The sequence below is a fragment of the Sedimenticola selenatireducens genome, from assembly GCF_963675335.2.
GTDB classification, from domain to species: Bacteria; Pseudomonadota; Gammaproteobacteria; order Chromatiales; family Chromatiaceae; genus Sedimenticola; species Sedimenticola selenatireducens.
Genome location: NZ_CAXXYC010000001.1, coordinates 194,878 through 210,141, shown reverse-complemented (window position 1 = coordinate 210,141; position 15,264 = coordinate 194,878). Strand labels below are relative to the sequence as shown.

Sequence of the window (15,264 nt, the reverse complement as noted above, 5' to 3'; positions counted from 1 at the left end):
ACCTGCACGACATCACGGGCAGGCTGAATTCAACACGGGCGCATTATTTCACGCCAGGGATGCCGTCGCAAAACAACTATAAGGTGATAAGTTGCCCGGGCTCCGAAAATTGATCTGCCATATCCGTATACGCCGCCTGCTGTTGATGGTACTGGGCCTGCTGTGTGCGATCGCCATCTCTGCCATCGCCTGGAACAGCATCGACGTCATCCGCCAACACCAAGCCGCCAGCCGACTCGGACTGGTCAACCTGTTGGCGGACAAATCACTCAAGCTGACCATGGAACTGGCCGTGGAGCGGGGTCTCACCTCGACACTTCTGGCCATGCCGGACAAGCTGGACCCCGATCAGCTGGTCCGCCTGAATAACCAGCGCAAGAGAACAGACAACAGATACCAGGAGTTCTCGCAAATCCTGCAGAAACATCAAGCCCCTGAAGGTGCGACCCCTCTAGAGCATGCCTACCCGGCCATGCAGCAGATTCACCAACAGTTGCAGCAGCTCCGCCACGAGGTGGATCGGGTCTTTCTCGGCGACAGGGACCCGCAGATATCGCTGCGCTGGCTTGGTCTGATGACAGGCAAAATCAATGACATATCAAAACTGCAGCGTTCCATCATGGCCCCGACGGAAGAAACCGGGCACGTCATCAATTACGGGCAGATGCTGCGTGATTCATTCTACACAATGGCCGAGTATGCCGGTCGCGAACGGGCCACAATCGGCCGGGCCATTGCCCTGGAGCGGGCGCTTGACGAGGGTGAACTTCGACAGCTCGTGCAATTCCGCGAGGCCATGGAGTATGGTGAGAAAAAGAGTTTTGAAGTTCTGGACTTCTACCCGGAAACCCCGGAGATCAAGGCCGCCCTGGCCCGTTATCACTCGATATTCAAGGGCAGTTTCGAACAGTTGCGCAATCAGGTACTGGAAGCCGGCAGGAGCGGTATGCCCTATCCGGTGACTGAACTGGTCTGGTTTTCTGAGGCCTCACGTTCCATCGATACCATTACCGCCATATCGGAAGCCGCCAGCATCCACAATCAGCAGGATATCGACATCATTCAGCAGCAGGCCAACCAGACGGTGGCCAGTCTGCTGGCCACTATTCTGCTGGTTGTCATGCTCTTTATCGCCACTTATCTCATCACCTATCGGCGCATCCTCTCCCCCCTGAATCTGTTGGAGAACGCTGCCAGAACCATAGAGTCCGGTAACCTCAACCAACCCTTTTTGATCGACGCGCAGGACGAGTTTGGCCGCCTGGGCCAGAGTTTTGAATCGATGCGACTGAGTCTGCTGGCGGACCGGCAAAAGCGGGAACTGGCAGAGCAGGAGTTGCGAAAACTGCATCAGGCGGTGGAGCAGAGTGTCAGTTCCCTGGTGATTACCGATGCCAAAGGCGTTACCGAATATGTTAACCCCCGCTTTGAACTCACCACCGGCTTCCGCCAGGAAGAGGTTATTGGCAAAAGGTATAACAAAACCCGATCCGGCCAGACTCCAAAAGCGGTGTATGAACAGATGTGGCGCACCATCGAGTCGGGCCATATCTGGGAAGGGGAACTGCTAAACCGCAAGAAGAGTGGCGAGCTGTTCTGGGAACTGGTCAGCATTTCGCCCGTCAGGAACAAACAGGGAGAGATCAGCAACTATATCGGCATGCATCACGATATCACCCAGCGCAAGGCGATGGAGGAACGGCTTAATTTCCTCGCCTATCATGACGAGCTGACCGGCCTGCCAAATCGCAGCCTGTTGACCGACCGTTTCACCCAGCTGATCAGCCACTCGCAACGCCACCAGAAAAAAGTCGCCCTGCTGATACTGGATCTGAATCGGTTCAAACTGATCAATGACAGCCTCGGGCATGAGACCGGCGATCGGGTGCTGGTTGAAGTCGGTAACAGGCTGACGAAACTGGCGCGCACCAGCGACACCGTTTCACGCTATGGCGGTGCCGAATTTGTCATCCTGTTGACGGAGATTGAATCAGCCAACACCGTCACGGACTTTGCACGCCGAATTAGCCGGGAAATCAGCAAGCCGATAACGGTCGGCGACCGCCTCCTCCATGTCAGCTGCACCATCGGCGTCGCCCTCTGGCCAGAGGACGGTAAAACACTGGACAACCTGCTGAGCAATGCCGACGCCGCCATGTATCAGGCAAAAAAACGCAATGGGGAAAAACTGCAGTTCTTTACCGAAGAGCTGAACCACCAGGTTCAGCAGCGCATGGAGATGGAGAACGGTCTGCGCAACGCGGTTCAGGGCAATGAACTTGAACTCTACTACCAGCCCCAGTTCAACCAGCAGACCAACCGGATAACCGGCATGGAGGCGCTGTTGCGCTGGCACCACCCGCATCGCGGACTGATCAGCCCGGACCGGTTTATACCTCTGGCCGAGGAGACCGGTCTGATCCTGCCGATCGGGGAGTGGGTACTGGAGACCGCCTGTCTGCAACTCAAGCAGTTTCAGCGCAACGGTTATCCGGACCTGGTTGTCGCCGTCAATGTCTCGGTACGCCAACTGGAAGGTCAGGACATGACGGACACCGTTCATCGGATCATCAGCAAGACCGCAATCAATCCCTCCTCACTGGAGATTGAGATCACGGAGAGCACCATGATGGAAGATCCGGACCGCATGATCGAAGCCCTCAGTGCGCTGAAAAAACTGGGTGTCCGGCTGGCCCTGGATGACTTTGGTACCGGCCACTCATCCCTCTCTTACCTGCAACGCTTCCCCTTCGACAAAATCAAGATTGACCGGGCATTTATCCGGAACATCACCCGCTCGGAGGATGACGCCGCCATCGCCATGACCATCGGCGCCATGGCCAAAAGCCTGAAACTGGAGGTGATTGCCGAGGGCGTTGAAACGGAGGAGCAGATGAAGTTCCTGAAGCGTTGCGGCTGCGACAACATCCAGGGCTACCTGATCAGCAAGCCGATTCCGGCCATGGAGTTTGGGCATCTTCTGGCTCAGCACCAAATACAGCCTTTCTGGCTGACCCAGAATCCTGATCCGCAATTGCAATAGGTGCTATTTTTTACGCGGCCCCTCCAGCCCTCCGCTACCACCCGCTGGTTCCCCGGATAAAAACCAACAGGACCGGAAAGCCAATCAGAAAAATCATCGTCACACGCTTAATACCATTGAAATATTTGTGCTTGATAATAACCAAGTGAAACAGTATGGTATTAACCAATAGATTATCGATACAGGGGGCTTGCCATGGAACAACAAACCATCAATTGTCAGGAACGGGAACGGATAGCCGATTTTCTCGCGCTATCGGCAGACTATATCGGCGTGGAGCCTCCCTCCGAGCACACCTTTGCCCGCTGGACCTCCAGTTGTGTATGCCAGCATACCGGCACGCCGGACCAGCCATCCCGCTAAACAATCGGAGTATGGTTTATCCCATCAAATAACAGGTGACGCCATGAAACTAAATTGCCTTATCCGGGCCTTTCGTGAATCGGGCCGGCCTATTGTTTTTCTGACCCTGCTCTGCCTGGGATTGGGTATATTATTCAGCCTGCTCGGCTCGGAGGTGGGTATTTCCCTGATCAGTGCCGGACTGGGCGCACTGCTTCTGTTCATCCTGTTGGGCTCCAGCATGGGGTGTCGACCCAACACCGGTTAACCATAGTTGCCGCAACTTTGGAGAGCGGGTCGTGACGCCTTGATCTCACGACCCAATCTCCTGTACCTTGCTGCCCCAATGGCAGCATTAATCCACATCGAAAACCTCTTCCGATACTATGGCGATCACTGCGCCGTGGCGGGTATCAATTTCGATCTGCAACCGGGCGAGGTGCTGGGATTTCTCGGCCCCAACGGCGCCGGCAAATCCACCACCATGCAGATTATCAGCGGTGTACTGGCACCCAGCAGTGGCAGTGTGCGGCTGGATGGTTTCAATCTGCAGGAAGATCCAGTCAGGGCAAAACGTACCCTTGGCTACCTGCCGGAAGTGCCCCCGCTCTATCCGGAAATGCGGGTGGACGAATACCTCCGCTATTGCGCCCGACTGCACCAGATCGGCACGTCCGACACGGACCGTGCCGTTGCCCGGGCCAAGGAGCGCTGCGGACTGAAACCGATGGGCTCACGGGTGATCGGCAATCTCTCCAAGGGATACCAGCAACGGGTAGGTATTGCCCAGGCGATCATTCATAACCCGCGCATCATCATCCTGGACGAACCGACCAGCGGGCTGGACCCGAACCAGGTACGGGAGATTCGCACGCTGATTCGGGACCTGGCTGAAGAGCGTGGCATTCTGCTCTCCACGCATATCCTGCCCGAGGTGCAATCCCTCTGTGACCGGGCGCTGATCCTGTACCAGGGCGGGCTGGTCTATTCCGGGCCGGTCAGTCAACAGCAGCGCAACCGGTTGCTGATCACGCTGGCGACAGATGATGCGGAGAACGGCTATCTGACCAGCCTGCCCGGCGTACTGCATGTTGAACCCCTGAGCCCGCACCAGTTCCGGCTGACCCTTTCAGATAAGTGCAGCCCGGCCGACATCGCCGAGGCGATCGTGAAACATGGCGGCCAACTGTGCGAACTGCGCACCGATCAGGATGACCTGGAACGCATCTTCACCCAGGCCACACTCGGCGGGCGGGTTCAGTGATCCGCACGGTGGCCGGCAGAGAGTTGAGAGCCCTGTTTCTCTCCCCCCTTGCCTGGAGCCTGCTGGGCGTCGCCATGCTGATTCTCGCCTGGCTGTTTCTGGTACAGATTGAGAGCTTCATGCAGCTGCAACCAAAACTGATTGCCGGGGCATCGGAACTGGGAGTCACCGACCTGGTAATCGCACCGCTGTTCGATTCCGGCGCCATGATCCTGTTATTGCTGACCCCGCTGCTGACCATGCGCCTGCTGTGTGACGAGTACCGCAGCGGCACCATCCGGCTGCTCTTCTCATCTCCGCTCTCCTCAACCCAGATCGCACTGGGCAAATACCTGGCTGTATTGGGTGTGTTCGGCCTGCTGCTGCTACTGGCCGCGCTGATGCCGCTGTCACTGCTGCTGGGCGGCGCCCTGGACCTGGGGCGGCTTGCCGCCGCCCTGTTCGGCCTGGGGCTGCTGCTGGCCTGCTACGGCGCCATTGGACTGTTTCTTTCCAGCATGACGGAACAGCCGGCGGTGGCGGCCATCAGCACCTACGGATTGCTGCTGTTTCTCTGGATCGTCAACCTGTCCGGCACCGATGATCGGAGCAGCCTGTTCGAATGGCTCTCCCTGAGCAGCCACTACCGGCCCTTTCTCGACGGCGTGGTGCGCAGCGGTGATCTGGCTTACTTCCTGCTGCTGATTGCCGGCAGTCTGCTGATGACCATCCACCGCCTGGAGAGTCGACGCCGTGGTGACTGAGCCACTGAAAACAGTCTCCCGCAATCGCCTCAGACAGCGCCTGGAGGGACTGCTTTTCTACCTGCTACTGGTAATTGCCATAGGCCTGGCCGGCTGGCTCAGCCAGCGCTATCAGGGCGTATTCGACTGGAGCGACCGGGCCAGAAACAGCCTCAGCAGTGCCAGCCAGCAGCTATTGAGTCGACTGGAAGCGCCGCTGTTGATCCGCTCCTTTGCCCCGGACGATGCACAACTGCGCCAGCGCATACGGGCAGTCATAGAGCCTTATCAGCGGGCGCGTCCTGATATCACCCTGGAGTTCATCGATCCGTCCCTGCAGCCCGAGCTGACCCGTGAATCGGGTATCCGCCGCTCCGGCGAACTACACATCAGCTACCAGGGACGTAGCGAAAACCTGTCCACGCTGAATGAGCAGCAGATCAGCAACAGCATCCAGCGACTGATTCAGCAGGGCCAGCGTTGGATCGCCACCATTGAGGGGCATGGTGAGCGCCGCCTGAACGGCAAGGCCAATCACGACCTGGGGGATTTTGGCGCCGCCTTGCGGCGCAAGGGCTACCGGATACAGCCCCTGCAACTGACCGAGCAACCGGTAATCCCGAGAAATACCGCGCTGCTGGTAATTGCCGGGCCACGCGTTGAATATCTGCCGGGTGAACTAGCGGTGATCCACGATTACCTTGACCGGGGCGGCAACCTGCTCTGGCTGACCGACCCCGGACCACAGCATGCACTGCCGAGCCTGTTTCAGGAGCTTGGCCTGGAAATACTGCCCGGCACCGTGGTGGATGCCAACGCTGCCGGACTGGGTCTGGACAATCCCGCCATCGCCCTGGTGACCCGATTTCCGGAGCATCCGGCTACCAACCAGTTCCGACTGGTGACACTCTATCCGTTTGCCGCCGCCCTCAAGGCCGGCACCGCCGCAGGCTGGCAGACTACACCCCTGTTGCAGACCCAGCCCGGCAGCTGGAACGAGACCGGTAAACTGGTTGGCGAGCTGCAGCGTGATGCCGACCAGGGCGAGGAGTCCGGCCCCCTGACCCTGGGCTATGCCTTCAGTCGTCAACTGGACGGGAAATCACAACGGCTGGTGGCACTGGGTGACGGCGATTTTCTCTCCAATAGCTATCTGGGCAACGGCGGCAACCTCGATCTGGGCCTCAACCTGATTCGCTGGCTCAGCGGTGACGATAACCTGCTGGACATTCCAGCCAGGACCGCCCCCGATACCCGGCTCGACCTCAGTCGCACCAGCGGAGCCATCATCGGACTTGGATTCCTGTTTATATTACCCATACTGCTGTTCACCGCCGGCCTGTTTATCTGGTGGCGCCGCCGCAGGGCCTAGGAAAACCCGCAATGCGCAAACAAAGCCTGGTCAACCTGCTCCTGTTACTACTGGTGGCTGCGCTCGGCCTGTTTGTCTGGTATACCCCGGACGAGGAGAGCAGCCATCCAGGCAGTCCGCTTACCCGTCTGGATCCGGCAACCGTCAAGCGCATAACCATCAGCAACAAGAACGGTCCCCGGTTCGTTCTGCAACGGGGCACCCGGGGTTGGCACATGACCGAGCCCTACCAGGTAGCCGCCAATACGCCACGCATCCATAGCCTGCTGGATCTGCTCTCCACACCGCAGATCGAAACCTTTGCCCTGCCGGCCGATCGACTGGCCGAATTCGGACTGGAACAGCCGCTGGCCGAACTTACTTTCAACCAGACCAAAATCACCTTCGGCGGCACCCACCCCTACAACTATGGCCGCTACCTGCGCATTGATGACCAGCTCTATCTGACCAATGACATCTTCCCCCACCACGCCCTGGCCCGGGCCGAGGAGTTTGTCAGTCATACCCTGTTCCCGGACGGTGAGGAGATCAGCGAAATCAATACGCCGACCTGGCGCCTGTACCGGCAGCAGGGCATCTGGACGCTTGATCCTGACGGCACAGGAAGCGATCCGGAGCAGTTACAGGAGAAGGTGGCGGCCTGGCAGCACACCCGGGTGTCCAAGGTCATCAAGGCCCCTGATACACCACCGGAACAACAACTGACCATTCGTCTACGGGGCAGCGAAGGTCCGATAAAGCTGGGGATAATCAGCCAGGCGCCAAGGATTCTGCTGATCAATCAGGCGCTGGGGCTGGGCTACCAACTCAATAGCGACGCCCTGCTCAGAGCCCCGGGAATAAACCAATAGCATGCCGGAACTGCCCGAAGTCGAGACCACCCGCAGCGGCATTGCGCCGCATATTGAGGGAAAACGCATCGCCGGGGTTGCAGTGCGCCAGCCGCAGCTGCGCTGGCCGATCCCGGACGATCTGGCCAGCCTGCTGACCGGCAGAACCGTTCGTTCAGTAGAACGGCGCGCCAAGTATCTCCTGCTCAATCTCGCCAACGGGACCCTGATACTGCATCTGGGTATGTCGGGCAGCCTGCGCATACTGCCGCGAGAAACCACCCCGGGTAAACATGACCATTTCGATCTGCTGTTCAGGCACTGTTGCCTGCGACTGCGTGATCCGCGCCGCTTCGGTGCGGTACTCTGGACCGACCGGCCAGTGGAGCAACACCCGCTGATCACCCACCTGGGACCGGAGCCCCTGTCGTTGGAATTCAGCGGCGACTATCTCTACCGGCAGGCACAACAGCGTCGGGTGGCGGTAAAGAACCTGATCATGGACGGCCATGTCGTCGTGGGGGTAGGGAATATCTATGCCAACGAGGCGCTGTTCCGCGCCGGCATCCACCCGGCCCGGACCGCCCAACGGATATCAGCCGCTCGCTGTGCCCGGCTGACCGGGGAGATCAAAAGCGTGCTGGCGGCCGCCATCCAGCGAGGCGGCACCACGCTCAGGGATTTTCAGCAGGAGGATGGCAAACCGGGTTATTTCGCCCAGGAGCTGCTGGTCTACGGGAAGGCCGGGGCGCCCTGCCCCGGCTGTGGAACCCCACTGAAACAGCGACGGATCGGACAGCGCTCCAGTTTTTTCTGCGGCCGCTGCCAAAGATGATATTCATAGGGTGGGCACGCTTTCCGTGCCCACCCTGCGAGATTTTGGTGCAGCCAGAACGGCACCCCGGCAATCTCACTTGCCGACCGGAATCCCGATACCGCCCATCTGACTCAGCTGCTGCTGTTTGCGTACATTCCTTGCCGCCTTCTCGCCCACAAAGGCAGTGAAAGCCTCTACATTCTCGTAACCCATGTCCATGGCGAACTTGGTAACGGCAAAGACTAGGTCACGGGTCTTGGCGATCTCTTCGTGACTGCGCCCGCAACCGGAGCAGTGGGTGCCCTCCTGACTGCAGAAATCACCACCTTTACACGGACTGAATTGCATAAATACTCTCCTCACTTTTAAAACCGTTACTATCAATGAGCGGTCATCAAACGAACCGTACCGATGACCTCTTTCGCGCCACCGTCGTGGCTGTCATAGATCCTGAAGAAGATACCACCTTCCGGCAGCTCCCCGCCAAACTGGCCGGTGGCGGCATAGCGCCAGTCATCCTGACTGGCCTGCACGTTGTCAAACTTCAGTTTATCGAACAGAGTGCCTTCCCTGTCCATGATATCCACCTCAAGTTGATGCTCACCCCTGTCCAGCAACAGATTGAGCACCATATAGGCCATGACCTCGGGATCACCCGCCCTCAGCCGGTTAAACACCCGTTCCGGCTGCACCGAATCCTCATCCGATGCGATCCGCTCGGCGAAATAGAGGTTGGTGATATAGGCAGCCTGACGATATTTTCCCGCCAAGGCCAGTTCGGGAAGCAGCAGACCCAGCAGGCACAAGACAACGAATACTCTAAGCATCCATCCTTTCCGGTAACGTTTGCGGACAGGCACATTGAAACCAGATGAGGCGACTTTTTCAAGTCGGCGGCCTTCCACGAACAGCCGCACGGATTCGGAGAACGCACTCACTCCACAACCGCCTTGCCGATTCCCCGGGGATCACTGGCGCCACTCAGGTGGCCGTCCTGCCGGTTCCAGAACAGGGCCTGCATGTTCCCGTAACCTGAATCAAGCGGCTTCAGTTTGTGTCCCAGCTCCATCAGCTGCCGCTGTTCATCGGTATCCAGTGCGCCGGGTTCAAATTGGATCACGTCCGGCAGATACTGGTGGTGGTATCGCGGCCGGCTGACCCAGGCTTCGGGTCCACCCCCCTCCGCTAATGCCAGGATACCGTGCAGCAGCATGCTAATGATCCGACTGCCTCCGGGTGTGCCCAACACGGCCACGCCCTGATCGGTTTCAACAAAAGTGGGGGTCATGCTGGAGAGCATCCGCTTGCCCGGTTCAATGGCATTCGCCTCACCCCCCACCAGACCATAGACATTGGGTGCGCCGGGGCGCGCCGAGAAGTCATCCATCTCATCATTCAGCAGAATTCCGGTGCCCGGCACCACAAAGCAGGAGCCAAAAGGATAATTGACGCTCAGGGTGGCGGAGACCCGGTTACCCTCGGCATCGATAATCGAATAGTGAGTGGTGTCCTGCCCCTCAAGCCCAGTTCCGGCCGGCTGGTAACGACTCGGAGTGGCGGCATCCAGCTGAATATCGCGCGTCAACCCGGCCGCATAGTCGGGATCTATCAGCCGCGCCACCGGCATATCGACAAAATCCGGGTCACCCAGATACTCGGCCCGATCCCGATAGGCGCGACGCATCACCTCCACCACCAGATGCTTGCGCTGCACTGACGGGTATTTATCCAGGTCAAACCGGGCCAGTTGGTTGAGCATGCTGATCAGTACTATACCGCCGGATGAGGGGGGCGCCGCACTGGTGATTTTCATGCCGCGGTACTCACCACGGACCGGCTCCCGCTCCACCACCCGGTATTCGGCCAGATCCGGCAACTGCCAGATCCCCCCGGCGGCCCTGACACCGGCCACCAGACGTTCCGCCACCGGACCGCGATAGAAGCCATCATGGCCCTGCTCCGCCATCCGGCGCAGGGTTTCTGCCAGCTGCGGCTGCCTGACAACTGCGTCCAGAGGCGGTACCGCGTCATCGATCAGGAACTGTTGTTTGCTGGCCGGCCACTGCCGAAGCTGCTCCAGCCGCCACTCCGCCATGCGCCGGTAGTGGCCGTCCACCGGGAAACCCTCCCGCGCCAGGCGTATCGCCGGCGCCAGGGTCCGGGCCAGCGGCAGGCGACCGTAGCGGGCCGCGAGATGGGCCAGCGCCGCCGGCTGTCCCGGAATACCGGCAGCGAGTGGACCATTCACCGACAGGCCTGGCACCACTTCGCCCTTCGAGTCCAGATAGAGATCACGATGCGCCGCCAGCGGCGCTCGCTCGCGGCCATCCAGCATCACCTCGAAACCGTCCCGGGCCCGGTGCAGCAGCCAGAAGCCGCCACCGCCCATACCGGAGCTGTAGGGTTCCACCACCGCCAGCACCGCTGCCACCGTGACGGCGGCATCGAAGGCGTTGCCGCCCTGGGCCAGGATGGCATGCCCCGCCTCGGTAGCCAGCGGATGGGCCGAGGCGATGGCACCGCGCTCCTGGGCCGCCGGCAAACCAGGCGGCAGCCACAGGAGCAACAACAACCACAGGAAGGGGCGCGGATGCCGCATGTCAGGCAACCGGGTTATCCATTGATGATCCGGTTGAACTTCTCCAACAACTGCTCTTCGGTCTCCACATGGTCCGGATCCTTGGGGATACAATCCACCGGGCAGACCTCGACACACTGGGGTTCATCGAAGTGGCCCACGCATTCGGTACAGAGATTTGGATCGATCACATAGATCTCATCCCCCTGGCTGATGGCGCCATTGGGGCACTCGGGTTCACAGACATCACAGTTAATACACTCATCGGTAATGATCAGGGCCATTGTTTAAACTCCAGATAGACTTGGCATCATGCCGTGAATTATATCCTGTATCCGTTATGTCAGGATAAATTGATAAAAGTAACGATCTGTCGGTCCAACCTTCAGGGCGGCCGGTTTACGGATCTGTGGCATAATGCCGCATCGACCAACGGCGGCGGCATGTAGCGATCCAGCTTCGGCCCCATCAACAGGTAACCCGTCAGATCAAGGAATTCGAGCATCATGACTGCCGATTCAATATCCTCGTCCGCATCCACCAGCCTGATACTGAGTGACGCCGGACTCGACTCCACCCTGGCCGTTACATCGCTGGATGAATACGGCGACCCGCGCGAAGGCCATGTAGCGGCGGAGCGTGCCCTGACCCTCTATCTAAACAAACGCGAGCTGGTCACCCTGATGACCCTGGGGTCGCAGCCCGAGATGCTGGTGCTCGGCTGGCTACGCAACCAGCGACTGGTGCAGCGGGTCGACCAGGTCGCGGTGATCCAGGTGGACTGGGAGACCGGTTCCGCCGCCATCCAGACCCGTGAAGAGATCCCGGACCTTGAAAACCGGCTCAGCCGCAAGACCGTCACCACCGGCTGTGGCCAGGGTACGGTGTTCGGCGACCTGATGGATGACCTGGACAAGATCGACCTGCCCAAAACTGAACTCAAACAGTCCCTCATCTATGGCCTGCTCAAGGCCCTGGACCAGCACAACCAGATCTACCGGCGCGCCGGCGCCGTGCATGGCTGCGCCCTCTGCCAGGGCACCGATATTCTCCATTTCGTCGAAGAGGTCGGTCGCCACAACGCCGTCGACACCATTGCCGGCCACATGTGGATGAACCAGACCGCGGGCCACGACAAAATTTTCTATACTACCGGCCGGCTCACCTCGGAGATGGTGATCAAGGTGGCCCAGATGGGCATCCCGATCCTGCTCTCCCGCTCCGGCGTCACCCAGATGGGGCTGGAACTGGCCCAGCGCTTGGGGGTCACCCTGGTGGCCCGCGCCAAGGGTGAGCACTTCCTGCTCTATCACGGTGCCGAACAGTTCCAGTTCGACCAGCCTCCGGGCAGAGCCAAACAGGTAAAACACCATGACTGACCAGACATCCCGGCCATCAATCACCGCCGTCATCCTGGCCGGCGGCAAGGCCCGCCGCATGGGCGGACAGGACAAGGGGCTGGTGGAACTGGCTGGCCGGCCCCTGATCGAGCATGTGATTGCCCGCATCAAACCCCAGGTCAGCCGGATCCTGATCAACGCCAACCGCAATACCGAGCAGTATGCCCGTTATGGCTATCCCGTGGTCAGTGACAGCCTGAGCGATTTTCAGGGCCCACTGGCCGGATTCCTCGCGGCCATGCAGCAGGTAGAGAGCGATTTCATCGTCACCATCCCCTGTGACGGTCCCTGCCTGCCTGATGACCTGATCAACCGCCTCTACAACGCCCAGCAGGCGGCAAAAGCCGAGATTGCCGTGGCCCACGACGGCAACCGCATGCAGCCGGTCTACGCTCTCATCTCCACCCGCCTGCAACAGAGCCTGAATGAATTTCTCGCATCAGGCGAACGCAAAATCGACTGGTGGTACGCGCGGCACAACACGGTCACCGCCGACTTTTCCGATGCACCGGAGACCTTCCTGAACATCAATACCCTGGAAGAGCGGGATCGGTTCCAGCCAATCGGCCACAACAGTCCCTCCTGTTGATCCAATCCGCCGGTTTCATCGGCAACGGCAACCCCTGCAACTACCCGGGTTTCCGCTCGCATCCAATCAGATCAGGTACAGCCCCACCTCCCAACAAACAACAGAAACAGAAAGCCGGCAGCCCCACGCTGATTCATTAGATTCACATCTCTCCGAATATGGCGCTGCGCTCCCTGAGCCTCGCCGCATCACTTCACCCGTGGTCAAAAAAACGGCCCCGGGGAGGGGCCAAAAATGAGAGACGGGAATACGAGATGAAATGGTTGCCGGTTGCTATAGCAACCGGCATTGGAGACGAATCAGGGCGCGAACGCCTGAATGCCGGTCTGGGCACGCCCAAGTATCAGCGCGTGCACATCATGGGTACCTTCGTAGGTATTGACCGCCTCCAGGTTCATGGCGTGACGAATCACGTGGAACTCATCCGAGATGCCGTTGCCACCGTGCATATCACGGGCAATACGCGCGATATCCAGCGCCTTGCCAGCGTTGTTGCGCTTCATCAGGGAGATCGCCTCCGGCGCTGCCTGTCCGGCATCAAACAACCGTCCAAGCTGCAGGCAGCCCTGCAGTCCCAGGGTGATCTCGGTCTGCATGTTGGCCAGTTTCAACTGGATCAGCTGATTGGCCGCCAGCGGCCGACCGAACTGTTTCCGGTCCAGGGTATAGGTGAGCGCACGATGCCAGCAGTCTTCCGCAGCACCCAGTACGCCCCAGGCAATGCCGTAACGGGCACGGTTGAGACAGCCGAAGGGACCGGCAAGCCCCTTCACGTTTGGCAGCAGATTCTCCGCCGGGACAAATACCTCGTCCATGACGATCTCGCCGGTGATGGAAGCGCGCAGCGAGAATTTGCCTTCGATCTTGGGTGCGGACAGTCCCTTCATACCCTTTTCCAGGATAAAGCCACGGATCACACCCTCGTCATCCTTGGCCCAAACGATAAAGACGTCGGCGATCGGTGAGTTGGTAATCCACATCTTGGAGCCGGACAGGGAGTAGCCGCCATCCACGGTGCGGGCACGGGTCTTCATGCCGGCCGGGTCGGAACCGTGATCCGGCTCGGTCAGGCCAAAACAACCCACCAGTTCACCAGTGGCCAGCTTCGGCAGGTATTTCTCGCGCTGCTCTTCCGTACCGTAGGCGTAGATGGGATGCATCACCAGGCTGGACTGCACGCTCATGGCGGAACGGTAGCCGGAATCGACCCGCTCCACTTCACGCGCAATCAAACCGTAGGAGACATAGTTGAGTCCGGCGCAGTCGTAACCATCAATGGTGACGCCCAGCAGACCCAGCTCGCCCATCTCGTTCATGATTTCACGATCAAAATGTTCGTGGCGATTGGCCTCGAGCACCCGTGGCATCAACTGTTCCTGACAGTATTTCTGCGCGGTATCCCGCACCATCCGCTCTTCCTCAGTCAACTGCTGATCCAGGAGTAACGGGTCTTCCCATTTGAATGGGGCTCTTGCCTGTGTTTTTGAATTCATAGCCACTTATTCCGGTTGTCTGAGAATGGTGGATGCGCTTCGCTTATCCACCCTACATCTGTGGGTGGATAAGCCGGCAGGCGTATCCACCGGATCTGTTAAATATACTGACCGCTATCCACCTTGATCACCTCACCGGTAATCATGCGCGCCTTTTCGGAAAGCAAAAACAGCACCGCATTGGCGATATCTTCCGGAGTTGCCAGCTCCTTCAGCATCGTCTCATCCAGCGCCTTCTGCAGGAATTCCTCCGGCAGCTTTTTCGCCATCTCGGTAAGTACCATGCCGGGAGCCACGGCATTCACCGTCACACCCTTGCCGCCCAGTTCCCGGGCCGCCGTCTTGGTCAGACCGATCATGCCCGCCTTGGCAGCAGTGTAGTTGGCCTGACCAAACTTACCCCGCATACCGTTGATCGAGGTGATATTGACAATACGGCCATGACCCTGTTCGCGCATCCGCGGGGCAAGCGCCCGGATCAGATAGAAGGCGCCACCCAGATTGATATTGATCACCGAGTGCCACTCTTCGTCACTCATCTTGGCAATACTTCTGTCCCGGGTGATACCGGCATTATTCACCAGCAGGGTGACATCATCCGGCAATTCATCCACCGCGGCCTTGACGCTCTCCGGGTCGCCGATATTGACCTCATGGAAGATGCCGGGTGTTGACCCGCTCTCTCCCACGCTCAGGTCAAATACATGCACCTCGGCACCCGCCGCTACCAACATCTCGGCCACCGTCCGGCCGATACCGCTGGCACCTCCGGTTACAACCGCCTTTCTGCCTGAAAAATCCCACATAACTATCG

Annotated in this window: 16 protein-coding genes; 10 read left to right on the top strand and 6 right to left on the bottom strand. The window is 59.2% G+C overall.

Annotation, left to right across the window (positions count from 1 at the left end):
* Positions 1–91 precede the first annotated feature (91 nt).
* From ACHZBF_RS01025 to mutM, 8 genes are all read left to right on the top strand, one after another.
* The gene (locus tag ACHZBF_RS01025) at positions 92–3,043 is read left to right on the top strand and encodes an EAL domain-containing protein (RefSeq protein ID WP_321527428.1); all 2,952 of its coding nucleotides are present in this window, start codon (positions 92–94) and stop codon (positions 3,041–3,043) included.
* Positions 3,044–3,238: 195 nt separating this feature from the next.
* The gene (locus ACHZBF_RS01020; RefSeq protein ID WP_157606783.1) at positions 3,239–3,406 is read left to right on the top strand and encodes a hypothetical protein; all 168 of its coding nucleotides are present in this window, start codon (positions 3,239–3,241) and stop codon (positions 3,404–3,406) included.
* A 43-nt stretch (positions 3,407–3,449) separates the two neighbouring features.
* Positions 3,450–3,653, top strand: a complete 204-nt coding sequence (locus ACHZBF_RS01015) for a hypothetical protein (RefSeq protein WP_321527427.1) — start codon at positions 3,450–3,452, stop codon at positions 3,651–3,653.
* Positions 3,654–3,731: 78 nt separating this feature from the next.
* Positions 3,732–4,649, top strand: coding sequence for an ABC transporter ATP-binding protein (locus tag ACHZBF_RS01010; protein WP_321527426.1), 918 nt, complete (start codon positions 3,732–3,734; stop codon positions 4,647–4,649).
* A complete protein-coding gene (locus ACHZBF_RS01005; protein WP_321527425.1) occupies positions 4,646–5,392 on the top strand; it encodes an ABC transporter permease in 747 nt (248 codons plus the stop codon). The genes ACHZBF_RS01010 and ACHZBF_RS01005 overlap by 4 nt, the downstream gene beginning before the upstream one ends.
* Entirely contained in the window at positions 5,385–6,743 is a 1,359-nt protein-coding gene (locus tag ACHZBF_RS01000; protein WP_245621712.1) for a GldG family protein, read from the top strand. Before ACHZBF_RS01005 ends, ACHZBF_RS01000 begins: the two co-directional genes overlap by 8 nt.
* An 11-nt stretch (positions 6,744–6,754) precedes the next feature.
* Entirely contained in the window at positions 6,755–7,594 is an 840-nt protein-coding gene (locus ACHZBF_RS00995; RefSeq protein ID WP_051302174.1) for a DUF4340 domain-containing protein, read from the top strand.
* Between the two features lies 1 nt (position 7,595).
* Positions 7,596–8,408 carry a bifunctional DNA-formamidopyrimidine glycosylase/DNA-(apurinic or apyrimidinic site) lyase gene (gene mutM, locus ACHZBF_RS00990; RefSeq protein ID WP_029133412.1) on the top strand — a complete coding sequence of 271 codons (813 nt, stop codon included), beginning with the start codon at positions 7,596–7,598 and terminating at the stop codon, positions 8,406–8,408.
* Positions 8,409–8,483: 75 nt separating this feature from the next.
* Here the strand turns inward: mutM and ACHZBF_RS00985 are convergent, their stop codons facing one another.
* The 4 genes from ACHZBF_RS00985 to ACHZBF_RS00970 all read right to left on the bottom strand — a co-directional run bounded on the left by ACHZBF_RS00985 (position 8,484) and on the right by ACHZBF_RS00970 (position 11,252).
* Positions 8,484–8,738, bottom strand: coding sequence for a hypothetical protein (locus ACHZBF_RS00985; RefSeq protein ID WP_029134238.1), 255 nt, complete (start codon positions 8,736–8,738; stop codon positions 8,484–8,486).
* 32 nt (positions 8,739–8,770) lie between these two features.
* Positions 8,771–9,217: a hypothetical protein gene (locus tag ACHZBF_RS00980; protein WP_157606842.1), complete on the bottom strand. Its 447-nt coding sequence runs from the start codon at positions 9,215–9,217 to the stop codon at positions 8,771–8,773.
* A gap of 107 nt (positions 9,218–9,324) precedes the next feature.
* The gene (gene ggt, locus ACHZBF_RS00975; RefSeq protein WP_321527423.1) at positions 9,325–10,989 is read right to left on the bottom strand and encodes a gamma-glutamyltransferase; all 1,665 of its coding nucleotides are present in this window, start codon (positions 10,987–10,989) and stop codon (positions 9,325–9,327) included.
* A 14-nt stretch (positions 10,990–11,003) separates the two neighbouring features.
* Positions 11,004–11,252, bottom strand: a complete 249-nt coding sequence (locus ACHZBF_RS00970; protein WP_029134235.1) for a YfhL family 4Fe-4S dicluster ferredoxin — start codon at positions 11,250–11,252, stop codon at positions 11,004–11,006.
* Positions 11,253–11,474: 222 nt separating this feature from the next.
* Here ACHZBF_RS00970 and ACHZBF_RS00965 point away from each other — a divergent pair, with 222 nt between their 5' ends.
* Together ACHZBF_RS00965 and mobA are read left to right on the top strand one after the other, a co-directional pair.
* Positions 11,475–12,347, top strand: coding sequence for a formate dehydrogenase accessory sulfurtransferase FdhD (locus ACHZBF_RS00965; protein ID WP_051302456.1), 873 nt, complete (start codon positions 11,475–11,477; stop codon positions 12,345–12,347).
* Entirely contained in the window at positions 12,340–12,957 is a 618-nt protein-coding gene (mobA, locus tag ACHZBF_RS00960; RefSeq protein WP_321527422.1) for a molybdenum cofactor guanylyltransferase MobA, read from the top strand. Before ACHZBF_RS00965 ends, mobA begins: the two co-directional genes overlap by 8 nt.
* A gap of 299 nt (positions 12,958–13,256) precedes the next feature.
* Here the strand turns inward: mobA and ACHZBF_RS00955 are convergent, their stop codons facing one another.
* Both ACHZBF_RS00955 and fabG read right to left on the bottom strand, forming a co-directional pair.
* Positions 13,257–14,450 (bottom strand): acyl-CoA dehydrogenase, encoded by a 1,194-nt coding sequence (locus ACHZBF_RS00955; protein WP_029134232.1) that lies wholly within the window; start codon positions 14,448–14,450, stop codon positions 13,257–13,259.
* 98 nt (positions 14,451–14,548) lie between these two features.
* Positions 14,549–15,256: a 3-oxoacyl-ACP reductase FabG gene (gene fabG, locus ACHZBF_RS00950; protein WP_029134231.1), complete on the bottom strand. Its 708-nt coding sequence runs from the start codon at positions 15,254–15,256 to the stop codon at positions 14,549–14,551.
* Positions 15,257–15,264 lie beyond the last annotated feature (8 nt).